Genomic DNA, 22,487 nt, shown 5'->3' with positions numbered 1-22,487 from the left:
GTTCAGCCAGAAGCCGTCAAGGGGGATATGGCGTACAGCAGAGCCGCAAATTTCAGGGACGCTACCGCCCTGCTGGCAGAATGGATGACGATTCCCATCATCCTTAGTGCGGCATCCCTGTGTACTTCTTGATCATGTAAGCCATCTTCTGCGGCTTTTTTCCTTACCGTAACCAAGCGAAACGTTGAGGGCAACGCCTAGGCGAGCCTTGTCCCTCTCCTCTCTCGTCTTGTCCCCCATCCCGACCTCCTTGCGCACGCCTCTACGACGTTAGTCGCAACCTACCTGTCCAATCGGTCAAATATCTTCTAGGCTGTAGCCGAACAAGCCTGACCAAACGGTCAAGCCTGTTGCTGCGGCACCCAAACAACGCTGATTCGACAACGCCAATCCAACAACAACGGACACAGATATGGAACCGACCTCCTCCCTAGCCGACAAGGCAGATGGACGCCCCTCCGCGCGAGCCACGGGGCAAGGAAGCAGCTGGCTGGACAGCTATTTCGGCGCAAGCCGTCGTGGCTCCAGCGTACGCACCGAGATTCTGGCGGGCATCGCCACCTTCCTGGCTTCGATGTACATCATCGTGGTCAACCCGGCGATCCTCTCCCATGCCGGCATTCCCTTCTCCGCCGCGCTCTCCGCCACCGTGCTGATCAGTTTCATGAGCAGCCTGGCCATGGGCCTGTATGCCCGCAACCCGATCCTGGTGGCGCCGGGCATGGGCATGAACGCGCTGTTCACCTACACCCTGGTGCAGGGCGCCGGGCTTTCCTGGGAGGTGGCGCTGGGCTGTGTGTTCTGGTCCGGTGTGCTGTTCGCCACCCTGGCGATGTTCAACGTGCGCGAGGCGATCATCAATGCGATTCCGCCTTCGCTGCGCTATGCCATCACCTGCGGCATCGGCTTGTTCATCACCTTCATCGGTTTCAAGAACGCCGGTTTCATCGTCGGCAGCGACGCCACCCTGGTCACCCTGGGCAGCATGGACGCCTCGCTGATCACCTTCTTCATCGGTATGATGGCCACCGCCATCCTGGTGATCATGCGCTTCAACGGCGCACTGATTCTGGGTATTGCGCTGACCACCCTGTTGGCCACGCCGATGGGCCGCCTGTGGGGCGGCGACGTGGTGGTGGAGTGGAGCGGTATCGCTGCCTGGCCCGACTTCAGCGCGGTGATGCAGGTGGATATCTGGGGCGCACTCAAGGTCGCTTACCTGCCGTTCATCTTCGTCATGCTGTTCACCAACTTCTTCGATGCGCTATCGTGCTTCATGGCGCTCTCCGAATCCGCCGATCTCAAGGACAAGGACGGCAATCCGCGTAACCTCAAGCGCTCCATGACCGTGGACGCCTTCGCCTCGATGATCGCCGCACCGCTGGGCACCAGCGCGGCGCAGACCTTCATCGAGTCCGGCGCCGGCGTGGCTCAGGGCGGTCGTACCGGCCTGGTGGCGGTCACCATCGCCTTCCTGTTCCTGCCCTTCCTGTTCCTCTCGCCGCTGCTGTCGCTGGTGCCCGGCATCGCCACGGCGCCGGCCCTGGTACTGGTCGGGCTGTTCATGCTGGCACCGGTGAGCAAGATCGACTGGTCGCAGTTCGAGCAGGCCTTCCCGGCCTTCCTGGCGATCATCCTGATGCCGCTGACCTACTCGATCACCCTGGGCATCGCTTTCGGTTTCCTGAGCTTCGTGTTGATCAAGCTGGCCACCGGCAAGCTCTACGACATCAAGCCGGCGATGTGGGTTTCGGCTGCACTTAGTGTTGTGATGCTAGTGACGACACATTGAGAAGGAGCGGGCCGGCGAAAGCCGGCCCGCTTCATTGGCGATGGATGGCGGCGTCGATGAGGCGGAAGAGCGTCAGTGCCGCCAGCACGGCGGCAAATAGCATCGGCAGCAGGTAGTCGGCGCGGGTCAGGATCCACAGGTGCGTCACCCCCAGCGCCGCGGCCACGTAGATCAGGCGGTGCAGCCAGTGCCAGGCCGTCCAGCCCATGGCCTTTCGCACACGCTCGAAGGAAGTAACGGCCAGCGGTACCAGCAGCAGTAGCGCGGCCACGCCGTAGCGAATGTAGGGCAGCTCGACCATTTCGCGGCGAATCCACGGCCAGTCCCAGTATTGATCCAGCCCCATCCAGGCCAGCATGTGGGCCACCAGCCAGAAGAACGCCCACAGGCCGATCTGACGCCGGGCGGCCATGAAACCGACCCAGCCGGTGAAACGAAACGCCGGGCTGAAGGCGATGGTCAGCAGCAGCAGGATCAGCCCCGTCTTGCCGGTGAAGTGCACCACGGCCTCGCCGGGCACGGCCCCCAGATCGCCGAAGAACCACTGCCAGCCAAGCCAGGCGGCCGGCGCACTGCAGCCCACCAGCACCAGCAGGCGAAACAGGTTGTTAGCGGTGCGTCGATCCACGCTGACATGCCCCCCTGAGTGGCTGGCGCTTTGCTCAATAGTGTCGCTGCAGGTCCATGCCGGCGTAGAGGTGCGCCACTTCGTCGGCGTAGCCGTTGAACATCAGCGTTTCGCGGCGGCCGCTCTCGCCGATCCTGCGCTCCCGCGCCTGGGACCAGCGCGGATGATCCACCTGAGGATTGACGTTGGCATAGAAGCCGTACTCCTCGGGATTGCGCTCCTCCCAGGAACTCGGCGGGCGCTCCTCCACCAATGAAATGCGCACGATCGACTTGATGCTCTTGAAGCCGTACTTCCACGGCACCACCAGGCGAATGGGCGCGCCGCTCTGATTGGGCAGGATCTCGCCGTACAGGCCCACCGCCAGCAGGGTCAGCGGGTGCATGGCCTCGTCGATGCGCAGCACTTCGCGGTAGGGCCAGTCGAGCACGCTGCGGCGCTGGCCGCGCAGGTTGTCGGGGTCGTGAATCGATTCGAACACCACGTAGCGGGCGCGCGAGGTCGGCTCATGGCGTTTGAGCAGGTTCGCCAGCGGAAAGCCGATCCAGGGCACCACCTTCGACCACGCCTCGACGCAGCGCAGGCGGTAGATGCGCTCCTCCAGCTCCTGATGCTTGAGTACGTCCTCGAGGGCGAAGGTGCCCGCCTTGTCCACCTCCCCTTCGATGGTCAGCGACCAGGGGTCGGTGACGAGCCGGTGCGCGAAGGTCTCGGGGTCGCGCTTGCCGGTGCCGAACTCGTAGAAGTTGTTGTAGGTGGTGATGTCGCGCAGCGAGGTCGGCGCTTCGCCGCCAGCCAGGTCGTGGCTGGGAAGCTGTGTGTCGAGGCGTGCTTCGAGAACGCCCTGCCAGGCGTGGGACGAGCGCGGCCAGAGCAGGCCGGGGGCAACGGCAGCGGCGCCCAGGGCGAGGCCCGTGTTGAGAAAGCGACGCCGCGACTCGAACAGTTCGCGGGGCGTCACTTGCGATTCCGGTATCGATGGGTAGCGGTAACGGCTCATCTCGGATCCTCCCGAAGGCGACCGAAGAGACCACAGCTTCGCCTGTGAAACAAGCGTTTGTCACTGGACGCATCACGGGAGTGAAGAAAACTTGATCCACCTCAATGAGGCGTCCATTCCGACCTTTTCACTTGGTTGATACCGCTCAAGAGCCAACCGTAACCTGATGTTGCATTTCAGGCTACAACCGTCTCTAGCTTGCAACCAAGGGGATTCGCCATGATTCATACTGCTCTCGCCAGGCCGGCACTCATCGCCGCCGCAGTGTCGCTGAGCGCCGCGTTGGCGGCAACCGGCGTGGCTGCCGACGACGGCCTCGGCGACTACCGTGACCGCTTCGAACCGCTGCCCCACCTGCCGCCGATTCCGGCTCACAACTCGCTGACCGAGGAGAAGGTGGAACTGGGCAACATGCTGTTCTTCGAGCCGCGCATCTCGTCCAGCGGCGTTATCAGCTGTGCTACCTGTCACAACCCGGCGCTGGGCTGGAGCGATCGCATTCCGCGCGCCACCGGCCACGACGGTCAGATCGGCGAGCGCAACACGCCCACCGTACTCAACTCCGGCTTCCTCGGCGCCCAGTTCTGGGATGGTCGCGAGCCCGACCTGGAAGGCCAGGCGCTGGGTCCGATCCAGGCCGATATCGAAATGGCCATGGATCTCGACGCCGCCCTGGAGCGTCTGGAAGAGTTCGAACTCTATCAGGAGAAGTTCGCCGAGGCCTTCCCCGATGACGACAACCCGATCAACAAGGACAACCTGGCCCAGGCACTGGCCAGCTTCCAGCGCACCCTGAATACGCCGAACTCGCCCTTCGACCGTTACCTGCGCGGCGACATGAACGCGATCAACGATCAGGAGAAGCGCGGCATGCAGGCTTTCGTCGATACCGGCTGTATCGCCTGTCACAGCGGCCCGGCGCTGACCGACAGCAACTTCTGGGCGATTCAGGTGCCCGGCTCCACCGACGTGGGTCGCTTCGACGTGACCGGCGACGAGGCCGACATGTACAAGTTCCGCACCCCGACCCTGCGCAACGTCGGCGTGACCTACCCGTACATGAACAACGGCGCCACCGAGACTCTCGAGGAAGCCGTGGCCATCATGGGCCGCGAGATGCTGAACCGTGAGCTGGAGGGCGAGATGATTGCCGATATCACCGCCTTCCTGCACACCCTGACCGGCAAGATGCCTGAGTTCGAAGTCCCGGCTCTGCCATAAAACGGAACCGGCGCTGCCGTAAGACGGAACCGGCGCTGCCGTAAGGCACGGCCCAGTCGCAGGGATTCGCAAGGGAACTATAAAAAAAGAGTACAAGAGCTCCCCCGGCCCAGGCCGGGGGAGCTCTTTTATGTTCAGCTCTTCATGTAACGTTCAGACGCTCTCGGCCAACTGCCGATGCAGTTCCAGGCGGCGCTTGTCGCTCATGAAGGCGGACTCGATGGCAGTACCGGCCAGCTGCACGAAGGTCTCCTTCGACCAGCCGAAAGCATCGTGACAGGCCATGAAGTTGTCCAGCATGCCGCCGCCGAAGTAGGCCGGGTCGTCCGAGTTCAGGGTGATGCGCAGGCCGGCTTCGAGCAGCTGGGGCAAGGGATGGTCCTCGATGCGCTCCACCACCTTGAGGCGTACGTTGGAGAGCGGGCACACGGTCAGCACCACCCCCTCGTCGCGCAGCCGGGTCACCAGCGCCGGATCCTCCAGGCAGCGCACCCCGTGATCGATGCGACACACGTCGAGCAGATCGAGTGCCTCGCGGATGTATTCCGGCGGCCCCTCCTCACCGGCATGAGCGACCCGCGGGATGCCGAGCATCTTGGCACGCTGGAACACCTCGACGAACTTGGAGGGCGGGTGGCCCCGCTCGGCGCTGTCGAGCCCCACGGCATCGATCATCTCCCAGTAAGGCGCGGCGCTCTCCAGCACCCGCATCGCCTCGTCGGCTGGCCGGTCGCGCAGAAACGCCATGATCAGTGCGGTGGACATGCCCAGCTCGCGTTCGGCTTCGCGCTGGGCGAGGCTCAAGCCCTCCATCACCACCTCGAGTTCGATACCCCGGGCCAGGTGGGCCTGAGGATCGAAGTGCATCTCCACGTGGACCACCCCTTCGGCATGGGCACGGCGGAAATAGTCCATGGCCAGGTCGTGGAAGTCCTCGCTGCGCTTGAGCACGCTCATGCCCTGGTAGTAGAGCTCGAGAAACGAGGAGAGATCCTGGAAGTCGTAGGCCGCGCGTACCGCTTCCACCGAGTCGTAGGGCAGTTCGACCCCGTTGCGCCGGGCCAGGGCGAACATCAGTTCGGGCTCCAGCGAGCCTTCGATATGCAGATGGAGCTCGGCCTTGGGCAGCCGCTTGAGGAAGTCTCGCATGATGCACCTCGTCGCCTTTATTTCATCATCCTGATGGATACACCTGATTTGCGCAAACGGTCAATCAGGCTCTGTCCGAAAACTGGTTGCGCTGGATCAGCCTGGCCTAAAGGCGCTGCTCGCGAGTGATGCCGGGGGGATCGAAGGCGCCACCATCCAGTTGGTGCACCAGGTAGAGCACGCTGCGCCCGGTGAGCCACGCATCGAGTCGCGGCGAGAGTCGCGCGACGGTGCCGGCGTCCAGGCCGGCGAAGGGTTCGTCGAGAATCACCAGGCCGGGGTCGCGCAGCCACAGCCGCGCCAGGGCCAGGCGTCGCGCCTGACCGCCGGAGAGCGCTCGCCCACCCTCGCCCACCGGGGTGGCCAGCCCCTGCGGCAGGGCCTCGGCCCAGTCGGCCAGTTCGACCCACGCCAGCGCCTGCCACAGCTGCGCGTCGGCGGCCTCCGGTGCTGCCAGCCGCAGGTTGCTCGCCAGGCTGTCCTGGAACAGGTCGATACGCTGGCCGAGAATGGCCACCCGCTCGCGCAGCGATGCCTCGTCGACCTCGCCCAGGGGAATGTCGCCCAGCAGGATTTCCCCCTGGCTAGGCGGCATCCGTCGGGTCAGCAGCGCCGCCACGCTGCTCTTGCCCGCTCCCGAGGCACCGGTAAGGGCCAGGCGCTGGCCGGGCGCTACGACAAGATCGAGATCCTGCAGGGCCGGCGCCAGGGCGCCTGGATAGTGCAGGACTAATTCGCGCAGCCGCACGCTCAAGGCCCCTGTGGGAAGCTGCGCATGGCCAGCGCTGAGCGTAGCCTGCCCCGCCTCTTCCACCTCGTTGAGGCGCTCGGCCGCGCCACGACTCGCCCCCAGTTGGGTGAAGGCGGCGGGCAGCAGCGCCAGCACCTCGCCGAGGGCCAGCACCGCAATCGGCATCATCACCATCACGGCGCCTGAAATCGCACCCTGCTGCCAGGCCGCCGCCACCAGCCACAGCGCAGCCACCATACCCAGCCCGACCATCAGGTTGACCAGGGCGACACCCAGGCCCGCCACGCCGGCAAGACGCTGCTGATCCCGGGACAGCCTCGCCTCGCGCTGGAAGAAGTTCTGCCGGTGCCACTCCCGGCTGCGGTAGGCCTCGAGCTCCGCCAGGCCGGTGAGATGCTCGATGGCCTGGCTGCGCAGGCGCTGAAGATGCGCCACCTGTCGCTTGCTCGACGCCATGCCCAGCCACGCCTGTCCGGCCGTCAGCCACGCCCAGGTGGGCACCAGCAGCGCCGCCACGGCCAGCCCGACCATGGGCACCCAAAGGGCAAGAAAACCAGCCAGCAGCGTGATGGCGGCCAGTGCCACCGCCGGTGGCGCCAGCAGGCGCAGATAGAGACCGTCCAGGGTATCGATGTCGGCGGTCAGCCGGTTGAGCCAGTCGCTGGCGCGCTGGCGCGCCAGGCTGCGGTCGTCGAGACGAGCCATGGCCGTGAACAGACGATGACGCAGGTCGGCGAGCAGCCGCAGCACGGTGTCGTGGTTGTAGAGCCGCTCGCCGTAGCGGGCCACGGTGCGGCTGACGGCGAAGAAGCGTATCCCTGCGCCCGGCACGTAGACGTCGAACGCCACGGCCATGCCCATGGCCAGTGCCATGCCGGCCAGCGCGCTGGCGGCGATGAACCAGCCCGACAGGGTCAACAGCCCCACCGCCGAGAACACCGTGACGATCAACAGCAGCACGCCGATGGCGAGCCGTGTGCGGCGCTGGGCCAGCAGGCGCAGCCAGGGGGCGAAGGTAGCGCGCAACGAGCGATTCGACATGTTCAACCTCCCGCCTCCAGCGCCTGTTCCCGCCCTTCGTGCAAGGCCAGGCGACGGCTCGCCATGGCCATCAGCGCGGGATGGTGAGTGGCGATGACCAGCGTTCTGCCGTCCTTCCCCAGGCGGCGCAGCGATTCGATGACGCGCGCTTCGGTCGCTTCGTCGAGGCTGGCGGTGGGCTCGTCGAGCAGCACCAGCTCGGCATCGGAGAGAAACACCCGCGCCAGCGCCAGGCGCTGCGCCTGGCCCCCGGAAAGCCCCGAGCCCCGCTCGCCCAGCGGCGTATGGATGCCCTGCGGCAGCGCCGCCACCAGCTCGGCCAGCCCGGCGTGCGCCAGGGCGCGCTCGAGCTCGGCGTCGCTGGCTTGCGGGGCCGCCAGACGCAGGTTTTCGGCCAGGCTGCCATGAATCAACAGCGGCCGCTGGTCCATCCAGGCGATCTTGAGGTCGGGCGCTGCAAGGCGCTGTCCCGAGGCCGGCGCCACGAAGCCCGCCAGCAGCTGCAGCAGCGCCGACTTGCCGGCCCCCGACGGCCCGCTGACCACCAGGGTGTCGCCTCTTTCGACGACGACATCCAGCGGTCCCAGTACCTGCCCTCGCCCCGGGTGGGTGAGCGTCACCGCCGCCAGCGCCACGCAGCGCTCCGGCGCTGACGGCGGTGAAGCCGCTGAATGCGTGGGCCGCACCGGCTCGCTCAGCAGGGCCAGCATGCCGTCGGCGGCGCCCAGGGCTGCGGCCCGGTCGTGGTAGTGCTGGGCCAGGGTGCGCAGTGGCTGGAAGAACTCCGGCGCCAGCAGCAGCACGAGCAGACCGCTGAACAGGGTCAGCTCCTCGGCCGGGCCGAACTCGATGTAGCCCAGCAGGCCGAAGCCGACGTAGATGGCCACCACGGCGATGGCCACCGAAGCGAAGAACTCGAGCACCGCCGAGGAGAGAAAGGCCACCCGCAGGGTGCGCATGCTGAGTCGGCGATACTCATCCGCCGCCGCGTGCACCTCGGTAGCGGCCTCCCGCGTACGGCCGAAGAGCTGCAGCGTGGCGATGCCGCGCACGCGGTCGAGAAAGTGCCCCGAGAGCCGGCTCACGGCAACGAACTGGTCGCGATTGAGGCGCTCCGCCCCCATGCCCACCAGGGCCATGAACAGCGGAATCAGCGGTGCAGCGAGCAGCAGGAACAGCGCCGCCAGCCAGTCGAGCGACACCACCACCACCAGGATCAGCAGCGGAATGGCCACACACAGCCTCAGTTGGGGCAGAAAGCGGGCGAAGTAGCCGTCCAGCGCCTCGACCTGCTCGACCAGCTGGTTGGCCAGCCCCGCCGAATGGCGGGCACCGGCGCGAACCGGCCCCATCGCGGCGAGGTGGTCGAGCAGCTCGGCACGCACCGCATGGCGAATGCGCAGGCTGGCCAGTTGACCGCTCAGCTCCTGCCCCCACTGGCACAGGGCGCGGGCCACCAGCGCCGCCACCAGCAGCAGGAAGGCCGAGGTGAGCGATGCCAACGGCGCGCCATCCACCAGCAGGCGGCTGACGATCCACGCCAGCAAGGCCATTTGGGCGACGGTCAGCGCACCGGCGGCGATACCCGCCAGCGCGGCCAGCATCAGCCAGCCGCGCTGGCCGGCCGCATGAGCGGCCAGCCAGCGTCGCGGCGAAGGTTGAGTATCGCGCTTCATCAACTCAGTGATAGCCCTCGCCGGCCCGCACCTTGCCGCGGAATACCCAGTAGGACCAGAAGGTGTAGCCCAGCACGAAGGGCAGAACGAACAGCACGCCGAGCAGCAGGAACAGCTGCGACTCGGGCGCCGAGGCGGCGTCCCAGATGGTGTAGTTGGGCGGCACCAGCCAGGGCCACTTGCTGACGATCAGCCCCAGGTAGGTGAAGAAGAACATGCCCAGCGTGGCCATGAACGGCAGCAGCTCGCGCTGGCGCTGTACCGCCCAATACACGCCATACATGCACAGCAGCGTCAGCGCCGGCAGGATCCAGATCACCTGGATGTGGCCGAACCAGCGGTCCCACACCACCTCGTTGACCAGCGGCGTCCAGATACTGATGATGCCGAAGATCACCAGCACCGCCAGCAGCAGCGGCGGAGTGAGCTTGTAGGCCCAGGCCTGGATGTAGCCCTCCGACTTGAGGATCAGCCAGGTGGTGCCCAGCAGCGCGTAGCCGACCATGATGCCGATGCCGGTGAGTACCGTGAACGGCGTCAGCCAGTCGAAGGCGCCGCCGACGAAGACCCCGTTCTGGGTCTCGAAGCCCTGGATATAGGTGCCCACCACGGCGCCCTGAGCGAAGGCCGCCACCGCCGAGCCGCCGCTGAAGGCCAGGTTCCACAGCCGCCGCCCGCGCCGCTCGCGGCGCGACTTGAAACGCAGTTCGAAGGCCACCCCGCGGAACACCAGGCCGGCCACCATCAGGAACACGCCGATGTAGAGCGCCGGCAGGAATACCGTGTAGACCAGCGGGAAGGCGGCCAGGAAACCGGCCCCACCCAGCACCAACCAGGTCTCGTTGCCGTCCCACACCGGTGCCACCGTGTTCATCATCACGTCGCGGGCATCTTCGTCCGGGGCGAACGGAAACAGGATACCGAGCCCCAGGTCGAAGCCATCCATCAGCACGTACATCATGATGCCGAAACCGATGATGAGCGCCCAGATCAAGGACAGATCGAACATTTCCATGGCTCAGCTCTCCCCCTTGGCGGGATTGTCGTCGAAGGGCGTGTGGGTGGCCGACCAGGGCCGCTTGGGCGTCTCGAAGTCGTCGACCATCTTCTCCTCTTCCTTCGGCTCCATGCCGTAGCGAATCACTCGCGTCAGGTAGTAAGTGCCGGCGTAGAAGATGATGCCGTAGACGGTGATGTAGCCGATCAGCGTGAACAGCGCCATGCCACCGGTGAGCGAAGGCGTTACCCCTTCTGCATGAGTCATGAACTCGTAGACCAGCCACGGCGCCCGGCCCGACTCGGTGGTGATCCAGCCGGCGAGAACGGCAATGAAGGGCGTGACGGACATCAGCCGCAGGGTCTGCAGGTAGCGCCGCGAATGGTAGAGCCTGCCGCCGCGGCGCAGATAGAGCCCCACCAGCGACACGGCGATCATCAGGGAACCGATGCCGATCATCACCCGGAAGGACCAGAACACCAACGCGACAGGTGGCTGCTCCTCGGGCGGCGCCTCGAGTATCCCGGGCACCTCGCCATACAGCTCATGGGTCAGGATCAGGCTGGCCGCATAGGGGATACCGATCTCGAAGCGGTTTTGCTGGGCCGCCTGGTCGGGCCAGGCGAAGAGCAGGAAGGGAGCGCCCTCTTTCGTTTCCCAGTTGCCCTCCATGGCCGCCAGCTTGGTCGGCTGGTACTCCAGGGTGTTGAGGCCATGCAGATCGCCGACGAAGGCCTGGGTCGGCGTCAGCACCAGCAGCAGCCACAGGCACATCGACAGCGCCTTGCGGTTGGCCTCCACGTCGCGCCCGATCAGCAGGTACCAGGCGCTGACCCCGGCCACGACGAAGCCGCCGGTGATGAACGAGGCCATGGCCATGTGGGCGAAACGATACGGGAACGAGGGGTTGAAGATCGCCTCGAACCACGAGGTGACGCGGAACACGCCGTCGGTGAACTCGACCCCCGCCGGCGTGTGCATCCAGCTGTTGGCCGCCAGGATCCAGAAGGTCGAGATGAAGGTGCCCAGCGCCACCATGGCGGCGGCGAACAGGTGCACCCCCGGCGGCACCCGTCCCCGGCCGAACAGCAGCACGCCGAGGAAGGCGGCTTCGAGGAAGAAGGCGGTGACCACCTCGTAGCTGAGCAGCGGCCCGATGAAGTTGGCACTGGCCTGGGAAAAGTTGCTCCAGTTGGTGCCGAACTGGAAGGACATCACGATGCCCGACACCACCCCCATGCCGAAGGCGACGGCGAACACCTTGGTCCACAGATAGGCCAGCCGGTCCCATGCCGGATTGCGCGTCTTGTAGAACAGCGCATGCAGCAAGGTGATGTAGGACGCCAGACCGATGGTGAAGACCGGAAAGATGGCGTGAAACGAGACGACGAAGGCGAACTGAATACGCGACAGCAGTACGGGATCAAGCTCCATGACGTACCTCTTGGCTGCAGAAGAGTCAACGTCTCGAGGCATGCGAAGGCACGGGGAGTGCGTTGTTGGGCTTCGGCCATGTCCCTCCTGGACAAGGCGTGACGCATTCCACCTCGACACACAGCTAGAGCCTAGAACAGGGAGTGCGGTGAGGCTTACTCGGTTACAAAAGCCTACACGACACAATGCTGTTCCAGGTCAATGCATTCCGCTACGTCTTGTGCTTGTGCCGTAAAGATTACCCGATGCAGATGTACCTTCATCTGTGTCCGGTTGTCGCATCCTGCCGTGGGGCTAGCCGCCGCCCTGGACGACCAGCCGCACCATGAATGCGGTATAGCCGAGGAACATCGCCAGCAGCATGGCGCCCTCGAGCCGGTTGATGCGCCCCGGTCGCCCCTTCCAGCCGATGGCGAATACCGTCATCAGTACCGTCATCACCGTCATCAGGCTCCAGTCGCGCAGCAGTACCTCCCCGCCCACCTCGATGGGACGTATCACCGCGGCCAGGCCTACCACGCCCAGGGTGTTGAACAGGTTGGAGCCCACCACGTTGCCCACCACCAGGTCGTGCTCGCCGCGTCGCAGCGCGCTGATGGAGGAAGCCAGCTCCGGCAGCGAGGTACCAACTGCCACGATGGTCAAGCCGATGATCAGGTCGCTGACACCGAAGCCCAGGGCGATCTCCACCGCGCCCCACACCAGCACCCGTGAGCTCAGCACCAGCAGCGCCAGGCCGACGAAGGTCCAGATCAGTCCGGCACGCAGCGACATGGGATGCGCCGCCAGACTCTCCTCGGTGTCGGTCGCCAGCGCATCGCTACCGTCACGCCGGGCCTGCCAGATGCTGAAGCCGATCATGGCAGCCAGCAGCGCCAGCAGCAGGCTGCCTTCGAACCGCCCGATCATGCCGCCCCACATCAGCAGCGCCGAGAGCAGCGTGACGCCGACCAGTAGCGGCAGCTCGCGGCGAATCACACTGGAGTGCACCGCCAGCGGCGTGATGACAGCCATGAGCCCCAGGATCATGCCGATATTGGCAATGTTGGAGCCGTAGCCGTTACCCAGCGCCAGCCCGGGGTTGCCCTGCCCCGCAGCCAGCGCCGACACCATCAGCTCCGGCGCCGAGGTGCCGAAACCGATCACCAGCATACCCACCAGCAGCGGCGACACCCCCAACCGTCGCGATGTCGCTGCGGCCCCATCCACGAAGCGCTCCGCGCTCCACACCAACAGCACCAAGCCTGCCGCCACGGCAACCAGGGGAAGCAACAATTTCGTCTCCTCGGGGAACATTCAGGGTCGAATGTTTGTATATGGTAGGCACGACGTCAACGTGTCACACTTCCGTATGGCCTGCATCATTTGAATGACAGCGTGCATCCTCGCTTCTCTCAGCCATCGAGTCGTTGCTCAAGTGCTCAACCAGCCTCTGCGCTTTCTTCCCGTTCCCGGCGAGCCTCAGGTCGACCAAGCGCCGCCCGAGGTGCGTACCTCGCGCCGGCGTCTGCGCGCCTGTCACGAGTGCGACTGGCTGGTGGCCCTGCCACCGCTGCGCCCGGGCCAGCGGGCGGACTGTCCACGCTGTGGCCATACGCTAGTCACCCGTCACCATCGCCCGGCCCAGCGCAGCATGGCGCTGGCGCTGGCGGCCATGGTCGCCCTGCTGCTGGCGATCTCCTTTCCCTTCGTCAGCTTCAGCGTGGGCGGCTTCGGCAATCGCATCGAGCTGACCCAGACGGCCACCACCCTGATCGGCTTTCATCAGCCGCTGGTCGCCATTGCGGTGATCCTCACCATCGCCGTGCTGCCCGGCCTCTACCTGCTCGGCGTGATCTGGCTGCAGCTTGGCTTGCTGCAGGGTCAGCCGCTGCCGGCAAGCCGGACCATTGCCCGCTCTCTGGCCCACCTCAACCCCTGGATGATGGCCGACGTCTTCATCATCGGGGCACTGGTCAGCCTGATCAAGGTGGCGGGCCTGGCCCAGATCGAGCTCGGTCTCTCGTTCTGGGCCTTCTGTGTGTTTGCCTTGCTGCTGCTGTTCACCATGCAGTCCATCGACTCGGACTGGATGTGGTTCTCGCTGGCCGGCGAGCCGCAGGCCCCCGAGGGTGCCCGCACCGGAACCACTGCCGCGGCACAGGGTCTGACTGGCTGCCCCACCTGCGGCCTGGTCAATCGGCTCGATGGCAACGGGCGCGGCCACTGCCGCCGCTGCGGCGAAGGGCTGCGCGCCCGCCTGCCGCACAGTCTGCAACGCACCTGGGCACTGCTGGCCACCGCCGCCCTGATGTACATACCGGCCAACGTCTATCCGATCATGACCACCACCAGCCTGGGCCACAGCAGCCCTTCGACCATCATCGGCGGCGTGGTGGAGCTGATTCAGATGGGCTCCTGGCCGATCGCCGTGGTGATCTTCGTGGCCAGCGTGATCGTCCCCGTGGGCAAGCTGGTTGCCCTCGCCTGGCTGTGCCTGGTGGTCAAGCGCAGCGACGAACTCAATGCCGCGAGCCGCACCTGGCTCTATCGCATTACCGAGTTCATCGGCCGCTGGTCGATGATCGACGTCTTCGTGGTGGCCATCCTGGTGGCCCTGATCCGTGCCGGTTCGCTGATGTCGGTCACCCCCGGCCCCGCCGCACTGGCCTTCGGCTCGGTGGTGGTGCTGACCATGCTGGCCGCCATGACCTTCGACCCCCGTTTGATCTGGGACGCGCCGCTGCCGCGCGACTCCCGCGATACGCAAGGAACCCCTGGATGAGCGATACCCCTCGCGACAACGAGGCCCCCCGCGACATGCACCGCGCCAGGGCCACCCCGCAGCGGCGCCTGTCGCCGATCTGGATCGTGCCCATCGTGGCGATCCTGATCGGGCTGTGGCTGGTCTATGACAACTACCGCAGCCGCGGCCCCCTGATCACCCTGACCATGAGCAATGCCGAGGGCATCGAGGCCGGCAGCACGCTGATCAAGACCCGCAACGTCGAGGTGGGCCGGGTCGAGCGCGTGCAGCTCTCCGAGGACCTCTCGCATACCGTGATCACGGCGCGCATGGCGCCCAACACCGAGGCCATGCTGACCGAGGGCAGCCGCTTCTGGGTGGTCAAGCCGCGCATCGGTCGTGAGGGCATCAGCGGCCTGGGCACCGTTCTTTCCGGCGCCTTCATTCAGCTCCAGCCCGGCAGCGGCGAGCCCGGCGAACGCGAGTTCCAGGTCAGCGACCAGCCGCCCGTGGCCTCGGCCGACGCACCGGGGCTACGCATCAACCTGATCAGCCAGCTCGGCAACTCGCTGCGCCAAGGGGATCCGGTGACCTACCAGGGCTACACCGTGGGCCGCGTGGAGGAGGTCGATTTCGATGCCGATATGCGGCGCATGCATCAGCGCATCTTCATCGAGAGCCCCTATGACCGCCTGGTGACCGACAGCACCCGCTTCTGGTCGGCCAGCGGTATCGACCTGCGCCTCGACGCCGACGGAATTCGCATCAACGTGGAGTCCCTCGAGGCTCTGCTGGGCGGCGGCGTCACCTTCGGCGTGCCGGAAGACCTGCCGCGCGGCAGGCCGGTGGAGAACGACACCACCTTCAACCTTTATGCCGACGAAGAGAGCGCCCGCCAGGGCACCTTCAATCGCTACCTGGAGTACGTGCTGCTGGTGGAAGACAGCGTGCGCGGGCTCTCCCGCGGCGCGCCGGTGGAGTTCCGCGGCGTGCGTATCGGCACCGTGGCCGCCGTGCCCTGGCAGTTCACCGCCGAGCAGCCGGGCACGCGCAACGGCTTTGCCATTCCGGTACTGATTCGCATCGAGCCGCAGCGGCTTGGCATCGAGAATCAGCAGCTCGATCTGGAGGAGTGGGACGAACGCTTCAAGCGCCTGTTCGGCACCGGCCTGCGGGCCTCGCTCAAATCGGGCAACCTGCTCACCGGCGCCATGTTCGTCGATATCAACTTCTACCGCGACGAGGCGGAGCAGTATCTGGCCGAGACCTTCAGCGAGCGCACCGTCTTCCCCACTACTTCGGCCGGCTTCGCCCAGATCGAGGCGCAGGTCACCGCGCTGCTGGAGAAGCTCAACGCCCTAGAGGTGGAGCCGCTGCTGGTGGGTCTCGAGCGCAACCTGAGCGCCTCCGAAGCCATGCTGGACGAGATACGCGGCCTGACCGGCTCGCTGCAGGGCATGCTCGACGATCCGGGCACGCGCAGCCTGCCGGGCAATCTCAATGCCTCGCTGGAAGCTTTGCGTGAAACCCTCGAAGGACTGTCGCCCGACTCCAGCGCCTATCGCGAGCTGACCGCCACCGCCGAGCGGCTGGAGCGCCTGATGCGCGACCTGCAGCCGGTGACACGTACGCTCAATGAGAACCCCCGGGCGCTGCTGTTCGACAGCCTCGACGCCGTGGACCCGGTGCCGAGAGCGCCAAGGGGCAACTGAGGTGAGGCAGACGCCAGTGAACGATGCTGATCGCAACCTATGGAAACGGAGAGCTGCATGAAGTGGATGTCCCGGTTCGCCCTGCTGACGAGCCTGCTCGTGCTCGTCGGCTGCGCCACCCCCACCACCCCGGCCAACCGCTACATGCTGCCCGACAGCGCCGCGGCGCCCTCGGGGGGCAGCCCCGCGGCGGGCCATCTGCTGATCGTGCAGCCGCCGCGCCTGGCCCACTACCTGGACGTCGACGGCATCGTGCTGCAGCTCGACGACATCACGCTCAACGCCGCCCGCCAGCACCTGTGGGCCGAACCGCTGGGGCGGCAGCTGGAGCGCGGGCTACGCGCGCGCCTGGCGGAGCATCTGCCCGACACCCGCATCATGCGCGACGAGGCCAGCCTCGGGCGCAGCGAGGCGCTGCGCCTGCGCCTCGAGGTGGACCGCTTCCAGGGGCGGCATGACGGTCTGGCCATCGCCAGCGGACAGTGGCAATTGCAGGCAGCGGACGGCCGCCTGCTGGCCATGGAGCGCTTTCATGTCGAGACGCAGCTAGAAGACGACGGCTACCCCGCCCTGGTGCGCGCTCTTGGCGCGAGCTGGGACCGGGTGGCCAATGAGATCGCCGATGGCGTCGTGCGCTATCGTTAGGCGTGTAGGAGCGGTAGTTATCGCCTAGTCTCATAAAGCCGTTACCCGGTATTGGAACCGAAACGCTTGCAAGGACGAACCATGTCGGCCAAGACAGATACCTCGACACCCAAGGACGCCGCCATCGAGCACGAAACTGCCGAGACGCTGCTCAGCCTCTTCAGGCGGCTGGAGCATGAGCTGCTGACCACCCTCGACGCGGACTCGCCGCAGCAAGCCGTCGACAGCTTGCTGACGAGCGTCGAATGTCTCGATGAGCTCGATACGGCCCTGGCAGAGCTGGATCCCCAGGTGACCGGCCCGCTCGTGCAGCGCCTGCGTCTCGGCTTGGACCGGCTGGCCTGCGACCTGCACCAACGCGGCGGCTGGCAGCACCTGGACGAGACTCAGCGGCGCGCGCTGCTCGCTCGTCATGCCGTGGGGCTCACCCAGGTAGACGGCATCGGCCCGGCAAGCGCCGAAGTGCTTTTCCTGCACGGCATCAGCGACCCTGAGCGGCTCTGCCAATGGGAACCCGATGCACTCGACGCTATCGAAGGACTGAACGCTGCCGTACTCGCCCGACTCAAGCGCGAACTCGAAGCTATGAGGAAAAGCCGGGCAGAATAGCTGCAGTGCGAACCATAAGCTGGCATAATGCCGGCACGCGGCGACTCGTGGTCCCTCCTGCCGCGCCCCTGAACCGAATTTCTCACGTCTTGGCCCGGGACTGGCCATGTGCAGATTGCACATGGCGTGGCACAGGCGTATCTGCGGAGACCGCATGACCCTCTTTTCCGAACTCGGCCTGCGTGCCGAACTGCTGAGTGCCGTCGAGGCCCAGGGCTACACCACCCCGACCCCGATCCAGCTTCAGGCCATTCCCGCCGTACTCAAGGGCGGCGACCTGCTGGCCAGCGCTCAGACCGGCACCGGCAAGACCGCCGGTTTCACCCTGCCGATGCTGCAGCGGCTGGCCGACGGCCCACGCCCCGGCAAGCGCCAGGTGCGTGCGCTGGTGCTGACGCCCACTCGCGAGCTGGCTGCTCAGGTGGGCGAGAGCGTGGCCGATTACGGCCGCCACCTGACCCTGACCAGCCACGTGATCTTCGGCGGGGTCGGCCAGCAGCCCCAGGTGGATGCCATCCGCCCCGGCCTTGACGTGCTGGTGGCCACCCCCGGCCGCCTGCTCGACCTGCAGCAGCAGAAGCACGTGGATCTCTCCCGCGTCGAGATCCTGGTGCTGGACGAAGCCGACCGCATGCTCGACATGGGCTTCATCCATGACATCAAGAAAGTGCTGCGCATGCTGCCCGCGAAGCGTCAGAACCTGCTGTTCTCGGCGACCTTCTCTGACGAGATCCAGGCTCTTGCCGACAAGCTGCTGGACAATCCCGCGCGTATCGAAGTGGCACGCCGCAACACCACCGCGGAGACCGTCGATCAGGCGATCTATCGCGTCGATCGCGAGAAGAAGCGCGAGCTGCTGGCTCATCTGATCGGCCAGCACGGCTGGCATCAGGTACTGGTCTTCACCCGCACCAAGCACGGCGCCAACCGCCTGGCCGAGCAGCTCTCCAAGCAGGACATCCCGGCCATGGCCATCCATGGCAACAAGAGCCAGTCGGCACGCACGCGGGCGCTCTCCTCGTTCAAGAGCGGCGATCTGCAGGTGCTGGTGGCCACTGACATCGCCGCCCGCGGCCTGGACATCAGCGAACTGCCCCACGTGGTCAACTTCGAGCTGCCCAACGTGGCCGAGGATTACGTTCACCGCATCGGCCGTACCGGCCGTGCCGGCAGCGAAGGCCAGGCCATCTCGCTGGTCTGCGTCGACGAGCACGGTCTGCTCAAGGGCATCGAGCGTCTGATCAAGCGCGATCTGGAGAAGCGTATCGAGCCCGGCTTCGAGCCCGACCCCAATGCCAAGCCGGAGCCGATCGAGAACGGTCGCGGCAAACGCAACGGCCGCTCGGGCCAGGCACGCCAGGGCGGCGACCGCGGCCAGGCGAGCCAGCGCAGCAGCGGCGGTAACACCGCCAACGGCGACGCACAGGCACCGCGCCGTCGGCGCAGCCGCGGCCAGCGCACGCGGCGCGCCTGACGGCCAGGCTTGGTCGAAGGCGGCGATTGTGGGATTGTATACGCCCTACAGAACAGTCGACGGGCTGGCGTAACACGATCTGGCGTAACACAGTCCGGCGTAACTAGGAGACGCGCGCATGCTCAAATGGCTGACCGGAAAGCAACCGATTCCGGTCTGGGTCATCAAGCAGATCGATGACAACCTGCTGCATCTCTGCGGACAGGGTAGCGTCGAGCCCCAAGCCAAGCGCAGCAGTGTCATCGAAGATCTCCATGCCGGCCGCTACCAGGGAGCCGTCAGCATGGCGGGCGGCGGCCTGGTGCTCAACGCCAGGCTGTTTGCCGCCCTGGTTCCGCTGGAAGCCCTGCAGTTGGATGAGCAGGGCCATGCCCACTGGCAGGGGCGCCGCTGGTACGTGGCGCAGGTACCGCAGCGCTGCTGGACTTACGAAGGCCGACTAACCCCTCAGCGGCAAGTATTCAACAACCAGGAGCAGTTGGTCAGCGTGGAAGACGTCTCCGATATTCGCCGTCAGGTACAAGGCACCACCGACCCCGGCCAGGTCAAGTTCGACCCTTCCGGGGTCAATGAGCACCCTCTCATCGCTCCACGCGAGGATGACCACCGATCCGCGCCACGCCACGGAAGCCCGCGTCTCGACAAGTGGCGAGGTCATGACGACTGAAGCCAGCCCCGATCCGCGACGCGTCGTCCTGTTTCTGTTTCTGATGGTACTGGTCGGACTCAACTTGAGACCTGCCCTGTCGTCGCTCGCCCCCCTGCTGGTACGTGTTCAGGCCGATACCGGCCTGACACCGCTGGCCATTGGCGCGCTGACCACGCTGCCGGTGCTATGCCTGGGGGTCTTCGCGCCCCTGGCCCCCTGGCTGGCCAAGCGGACAGGCCCCGAGAACACCCTGGCCCTGGCGCTCGGCGTATTGATCGCCGGCCTGCTGTTGCGCGGCCTTCCCACCCTGCCGCTGCTGTTTCTCGGCACCCTGCTGGCCGGGGCTGCCATCGGTATCGCCGGCACCCTGCTGCCGGCCCTGGTCAAGCGTGAGCTGCCCGGCGGCGCGGACCTGATGACCGGTGTCTATACCATGGCGCTGTGCCTGGGCGGCGCCCTTGGCGCCGGCCTGAGCATTCCGCTCGCCGACATGCTGGGCGGCTGGCGGTTCAGCCTGATGAGCTGGGGTCTGCTGGCGCTGCTGCCGCTGGTCGCCTGGCTGACGCTGATGCCACGCGCTCCTCACTCCCAGGTTGCCACCGCTACCGGCGGCAGCATGCGCGAGCTGCTCGGCCAGCCGTTGGCGTGGCAGGTGATGATCCTGATGGGAACCCAGTCCTCGTTGGCCTACATCGTTTTCGGCTGGCTGCCCACGCTGCTCCAGGCGCGTGGCTACAGCGAGGCCGAGGCCGGCTGGATGATGGGTGCCTCGGTGATGGTGCAGTTGATTTCGGCCTTGGGTGCGCCCTGGCTGGCGCGTCTGAGCCGCGACCAGCGCCCGGCGCTGCTGCTGGTACTGGGCTGTATCGCGGCGGGACTGTGGCTGCTGCTCCAGGCCGACGAGAGCTGGCGCTGGCCCGGCGTGGTGCTGCTAGGGCTGGGTCAGGGCGGCAGCTTCAGCCTGGCCCTCAGCCTGATCGTGCTGCGTACGGCCAACTCCCGCCTGGCCGGCAAGCTCTCCGGTCTGGCGCAGGGCGGCGGCTACACCCTGGCCGCCCTGGGGCCGCTGGCGGTGGGAGTGCTGCTGCAGCTCGAGGTCGGCATGGCGACCATGACCGGCGTCTTGCTGTCGATCGTCGCCGTGGCCGCCGGCTTCGCCCTGCTGGCCGGACGCAACCGGCGCCTCGACGTCGATGCCGAGGGGCGCCTCATCACCCGCTGACTTTCTTGGTCTCTAGGCCCTTCTTTGGGACCAGGCCACACCCCCCAGAATCAACCCCATCGCCACCAGGTGATTCCACTCAGGACGCTCGCCCAGGAACAGCGCGCCGATCAATACCGCCCAGACCGGGATCAGGTAGTTGATCAACGACAGGAAGGTGGGTCCGGCGACGGCTACCAGGGTGAAATAGATGACGCTGCCCAGCGCGGTGCAGATCAGGCCCAGCACGACAACGGCCCATAGCGCCGCAGGAGACAGCACGGGCATGGCAGGTGCGTCGATGGGCCAAGTGGCTACGGCCAGCGGCAGCGTCAGCAGCCAGGCCATGGCCAGCACCAGCGCCGAGGTCGACCACGGATCGCTGGCCGGCTTGTGGCGTGAAACGATCGCGTTCACCGCATAGCACACCGCCCCGCCCAGCACGGCCAACTGGGCCAGCAGCGTCTCGCCTCGACCACCCAGCTCCCGCAGCGCGGTGGGGCCGACCAGCAGCAGCACCCCCGCGAAACCGATCAGAAAACCCACCAGTCGCCGCGGCACCATGCGCTCGCCGCTCACCAGGAAATGCGCCAGCACCAGGGTCAGCAGAGGCATCACGGCCATGAGAATCCCTGCCAGCCCGCTGTCGATACGCTGCTGCCCCCAGCTGATCAGCAGGAACGGCATCATGTTGCCGACCACGGCAATCGCCAACATGAAGCTCCAGACACGCGGCCCTCGCGGCCATGCGCGGCGCAGCGCCCAAACCAGCAGCAGCAAACCCACGGCGGCGATGGCATTGCGCCCGGCCACCAGCATGGCCGGGGTCATCTCCGCCACGGCGACTCTCGTCAGCGCGAACGAGCTGCCCCATACGATGGCCAGCGCCACCAGCAGCAACCAGTGTGATGCAGGCCGCGCCATACTCTCCCCCCTTGTTTCATGATCCTTGTCAAGCGCACCTTGTGACGCAGCCGTGCTAGCCTGTTCTCACCGACACATTCTCTCACGCAGGGAAACAATGGACGATAAGGTCGAGGTGGTGTTTCAGGCGCGCGGCTTGAAGCGTTTCTATCAGATGGGTGAAATGACCATCCAGGCGCTGCGCGGCATCGATCTCGAACTGCATGCCGGCGAACTGGTAGTCATGCTCGGCGCCTCGGGCTCGGGCAAGTCGACGCTGCTCAACATCCTCGGCGGACTCGACAGTCCCAGCGAAGGCACCCTCACCTATCACACCCGCCGCAGCGAGGCCTCACATGAGCGCTCGGGCCTGGACCTGGCCACAGCCTCCCAGCGCGAGCTGACCAATTTCCGCCGCCACCACGTGGGCTTCGTGTTTCAGTTCTACAATCTGATTTCGAGTCTTACGGCACGCGAGAACGTCGCCGTCGTCACCGACATCAGCCGCCACCCCTTGCCTCCTGAAGAGGCGCTGGCGCTGGTGGGCCTGGAGCACCGGCTGGATCACTTCCCTTCCCAGCTCTCGGGCGGCGAGCAGCAGCGTGTGGCCATCGCCCGTGCCGTGGCCAAGCAGCCCGAGGTGCTGCTGTGCGACGAGCCCACCGGGGCTCTCGATTTCCAGACTGGCATCCGCGTGCTCGAAGTGCTCGAACGCATCAATCGTGAAACCGGCACCACGGTGGCGATCATCACCCATAACGAGGTCATCGGAGACATGGCCGATCGCGTCATTCGCCTGCGCGACGGCAGGGTCGATCACTGCCAGGCCAATCCGAAGCGGCGCCGGCCGCAAGAGCTCCGCTGGTAGCCGCGGCCTGTG

At 66.2% G+C, this 22,487-nt stretch carries 19 protein-coding genes; 10 read left to right on the top strand and 9 right to left on the bottom strand.

Annotated elements, in window-relative coordinates:
* The first annotated feature begins 412 nt into the window (after positions 1-412).
* On the top strand, positions 413-1,792 hold the full coding sequence (locus HOP53_RS03215; RefSeq protein ID WP_086511698.1) for an NCS2 family permease: 1,380 nt from the start codon (positions 413-415) through the stop codon (positions 1,790-1,792).
* Between the two features lie 31 nt (positions 1,793-1,823).
* Here the strand turns inward: HOP53_RS03215 and HOP53_RS03210 are convergent, their stop codons facing one another.
* A complete protein-coding gene (locus HOP53_RS03210) occupies positions 1,824-2,420 on the bottom strand; it encodes a protein-methionine-sulfoxide reductase heme-binding subunit MsrQ (RefSeq protein ID WP_234268657.1) in 597 nt (198 codons plus the stop codon).
* 34 nt (positions 2,421-2,454) lie between these two features.
* Positions 2,455-3,420, bottom strand: coding sequence for a protein-methionine-sulfoxide reductase catalytic subunit MsrP (gene msrP / locus HOP53_RS03205; RefSeq protein ID WP_234268656.1), 966 nt, complete (start codon positions 3,418-3,420; stop codon positions 2,455-2,457).
* A gap of 219 nt (positions 3,421-3,639) precedes the next feature.
* Between msrP and HOP53_RS03200 the strand changes: the two genes are divergently transcribed.
* Positions 3,640-4,641: a cytochrome-c peroxidase gene (locus HOP53_RS03200; protein WP_234268655.1), complete on the top strand. Its 1,002-nt coding sequence runs from the start codon at positions 3,640-3,642 to the stop codon at positions 4,639-4,641.
* Positions 4,642-4,794: 153 nt separating this feature from the next.
* Here the strand turns inward: HOP53_RS03200 and HOP53_RS03195 are convergent, their stop codons facing one another.
* From HOP53_RS03195 to HOP53_RS03170, 6 genes are all read right to left on the bottom strand, one after another.
* Positions 4,795-5,790 (bottom strand): adenosine deaminase, encoded by a 996-nt coding sequence (locus HOP53_RS03195; RefSeq protein WP_234268654.1) that lies wholly within the window; start codon positions 5,788-5,790, stop codon positions 4,795-4,797.
* Positions 5,791-5,896: 106 nt separating this feature from the next.
* Entirely contained in the window at positions 5,897-7,582 is a 1,686-nt protein-coding gene (gene cydC, locus HOP53_RS03190) for a thiol reductant ABC exporter subunit CydC (RefSeq protein WP_234268653.1), read from the bottom strand.
* A gap of 2 nt (positions 7,583-7,584) precedes the next feature.
* On the bottom strand, positions 7,585-9,258 hold the full coding sequence (cydD, locus tag HOP53_RS03185) for a thiol reductant ABC exporter subunit CydD (RefSeq protein ID WP_234268652.1): 1,674 nt from the start codon (positions 9,256-9,258) through the stop codon (positions 7,585-7,587).
* 4 nt (positions 9,259-9,262) lie between these two features.
* The gene (cydB, locus tag HOP53_RS03180; protein ID WP_234268651.1) at positions 9,263-10,273 is read right to left on the bottom strand and encodes a cytochrome d ubiquinol oxidase subunit II; all 1,011 of its coding nucleotides are present in this window, start codon (positions 10,271-10,273) and stop codon (positions 9,263-9,265) included.
* A gap of 3 nt (positions 10,274-10,276) precedes the next feature.
* Positions 10,277-11,689 carry a cytochrome ubiquinol oxidase subunit I gene (locus tag HOP53_RS03175; RefSeq protein WP_234268650.1) on the bottom strand — a complete coding sequence of 471 codons (1,413 nt, stop codon included), beginning with the start codon at positions 11,687-11,689 and terminating at the stop codon, positions 10,277-10,279.
* A 294-nt stretch (positions 11,690-11,983) separates the two neighbouring features.
* Positions 11,984-12,964 carry a calcium/sodium antiporter gene (locus HOP53_RS03170; protein ID WP_234268649.1) on the bottom strand — a complete coding sequence of 327 codons (981 nt, stop codon included), beginning with the start codon at positions 12,962-12,964 and terminating at the stop codon, positions 11,984-11,986.
* 142 nt (positions 12,965-13,106) lie between these two features.
* On the opposite strand from HOP53_RS03170, the gene HOP53_RS03165 reads away from it, so the two are divergent.
* The 7 genes from HOP53_RS03165 to HOP53_RS03135 all read left to right on the top strand — a co-directional run bounded on the left by HOP53_RS03165 (position 13,107) and on the right by HOP53_RS03135 (position 20,725).
* Positions 13,107-14,453, top strand: a complete 1,347-nt coding sequence (locus tag HOP53_RS03165; protein WP_234268648.1) for a PqiA/YebS family transporter subunit — start codon at positions 13,107-13,109, stop codon at positions 14,451-14,453.
* Positions 14,450-16,126 carry an intermembrane transport protein PqiB gene (gene pqiB / locus HOP53_RS03160; protein WP_234268647.1) on the top strand — a complete coding sequence of 559 codons (1,677 nt, stop codon included), beginning with the start codon at positions 14,450-14,452 and terminating at the stop codon, positions 16,124-16,126. The genes HOP53_RS03165 and pqiB overlap by 4 nt, the downstream gene beginning before the upstream one ends.
* 57 nt (positions 16,127-16,183) lie before the next feature.
* Positions 16,184-16,771, top strand: coding sequence for a PqiC family protein (locus HOP53_RS03155; RefSeq protein ID WP_234268646.1), 588 nt, complete (start codon positions 16,184-16,186; stop codon positions 16,769-16,771).
* Positions 16,772-16,852: 81 nt separating this feature from the next.
* Complete coding sequence (locus HOP53_RS03150) at positions 16,853-17,380, top strand: helix-hairpin-helix domain-containing protein (protein WP_234268645.1); 528 nt, start codon at positions 16,853-16,855, stop codon at positions 17,378-17,380.
* Between the two features lie 154 nt (positions 17,381-17,534).
* Positions 17,535-18,854: a DEAD/DEAH box helicase gene (locus HOP53_RS03145; RefSeq protein WP_234268644.1), complete on the top strand. Its 1,320-nt coding sequence runs from the start codon at positions 17,535-17,537 to the stop codon at positions 18,852-18,854.
* Positions 18,855-18,972: 118 nt separating this feature from the next.
* Positions 18,973-19,521, top strand: a complete 549-nt coding sequence (locus HOP53_RS03140) for a hypothetical protein (protein WP_234268643.1) — start codon at positions 18,973-18,975, stop codon at positions 19,519-19,521.
* A complete protein-coding gene (locus HOP53_RS03135) occupies positions 19,511-20,725 on the top strand; it encodes an MFS transporter (protein ID WP_234268642.1) in 1,215 nt (404 codons plus the stop codon). The genes HOP53_RS03140 and HOP53_RS03135 overlap by 11 nt, the downstream gene beginning before the upstream one ends.
* A 12-nt stretch (positions 20,726-20,737) precedes the next feature.
* Here the strand turns inward: HOP53_RS03135 and HOP53_RS03130 are convergent, their stop codons facing one another.
* Entirely contained in the window at positions 20,738-21,628 is an 891-nt protein-coding gene (locus HOP53_RS03130; RefSeq protein WP_234268641.1) for a DMT family transporter, read from the bottom strand.
* Between the two features lie 97 nt (positions 21,629-21,725).
* Between HOP53_RS03130 and HOP53_RS03125 the strand changes: the two genes are divergently transcribed.
* Entirely contained in the window at positions 21,726-22,475 is a 750-nt protein-coding gene (locus tag HOP53_RS03125; protein ID WP_234268640.1) for an ABC transporter ATP-binding protein, read from the top strand.
* The last annotated feature ends 12 nt before the right edge of the window (positions 22,476-22,487 follow it).

Source organism: Billgrantia ethanolica (genome assembly GCF_021404305.1).
Classification (GTDB): domain Bacteria; phylum Pseudomonadota; class Gammaproteobacteria; order Pseudomonadales; family Halomonadaceae; genus Halomonas; species Halomonas ethanolica.
Note: the sequence above shows the minus strand (reverse complement) of the source record. Positions and strands in the feature narration are given on the sequence as shown.

Excerpts from the sequence above, each read along its gene's own strand:
- HOP53_RS03215 (WP_086511698.1), top strand. The coding sequence starts at position 413 with ATGGAACCGACCTCCTCCCTAGCCGACAAGGCAGATGGACGCCCCTCC.
- msrP (WP_234268656.1), bottom strand. The coding sequence starts at position 3,420 with ATGAGCCGTTACCGCTACCCATCGATACCGGAATCGCAAGTGACGCCC.
- HOP53_RS03200 (WP_234268655.1), top strand. The coding sequence starts at position 3,640 with ATGATTCATACTGCTCTCGCCAGGCCGGCACTCATCGCCGCCGCAGTG.
- HOP53_RS03195 (WP_234268654.1), bottom strand. The coding sequence starts at position 5,790 with ATGCGAGACTTCCTCAAGCGGCTGCCCAAGGCCGAGCTCCATCTGCAT.
- cydC (WP_234268653.1), bottom strand. The coding sequence starts at position 7,582 with ATGTCGAATCGCTCGTTGCGCGCTACCTTCGCCCCCTGGCTGCGCCTG.
- cydD (WP_234268652.1), bottom strand. The coding sequence starts at position 9,258 with ATGAAGCGCGATACTCAACCTTCGCCGCGACGCTGGCTGGCCGCTCAT.
- cydB (WP_234268651.1), bottom strand. The coding sequence starts at position 10,273 with ATGGAAATGTTCGATCTGTCCTTGATCTGGGCGCTCATCATCGGTTTC.
- HOP53_RS03175 (WP_234268650.1), bottom strand. The coding sequence starts at position 11,689 with ATGGAGCTTGATCCCGTACTGCTGTCGCGTATTCAGTTCGCCTTCGTC.
- pqiB (WP_234268647.1), top strand. The coding sequence starts at position 14,450 with ATGAGCGATACCCCTCGCGACAACGAGGCCCCCCGCGACATGCACCGC.
- HOP53_RS03155 (WP_234268646.1), top strand. The coding sequence starts at position 16,184 with ATGAAGTGGATGTCCCGGTTCGCCCTGCTGACGAGCCTGCTCGTGCTC.
- HOP53_RS03150 (WP_234268645.1), top strand. The coding sequence starts at position 16,853 with ATGTCGGCCAAGACAGATACCTCGACACCCAAGGACGCCGCCATCGAG.
- HOP53_RS03145 (WP_234268644.1), top strand. The coding sequence starts at position 17,535 with ATGACCCTCTTTTCCGAACTCGGCCTGCGTGCCGAACTGCTGAGTGCC.
- HOP53_RS03140 (WP_234268643.1), top strand. The coding sequence starts at position 18,973 with ATGCTCAAATGGCTGACCGGAAAGCAACCGATTCCGGTCTGGGTCATC.
- HOP53_RS03135 (WP_234268642.1), top strand. The coding sequence starts at position 19,511 with ATGACGACTGAAGCCAGCCCCGATCCGCGACGCGTCGTCCTGTTTCTG.
- HOP53_RS03130 (WP_234268641.1), bottom strand. The coding sequence starts at position 21,628 with ATGGCGCGGCCTGCATCACACTGGTTGCTGCTGGTGGCGCTGGCCATC.
- HOP53_RS03125 (WP_234268640.1), top strand. The coding sequence starts at position 21,726 with ATGGACGATAAGGTCGAGGTGGTGTTTCAGGCGCGCGGCTTGAAGCGT.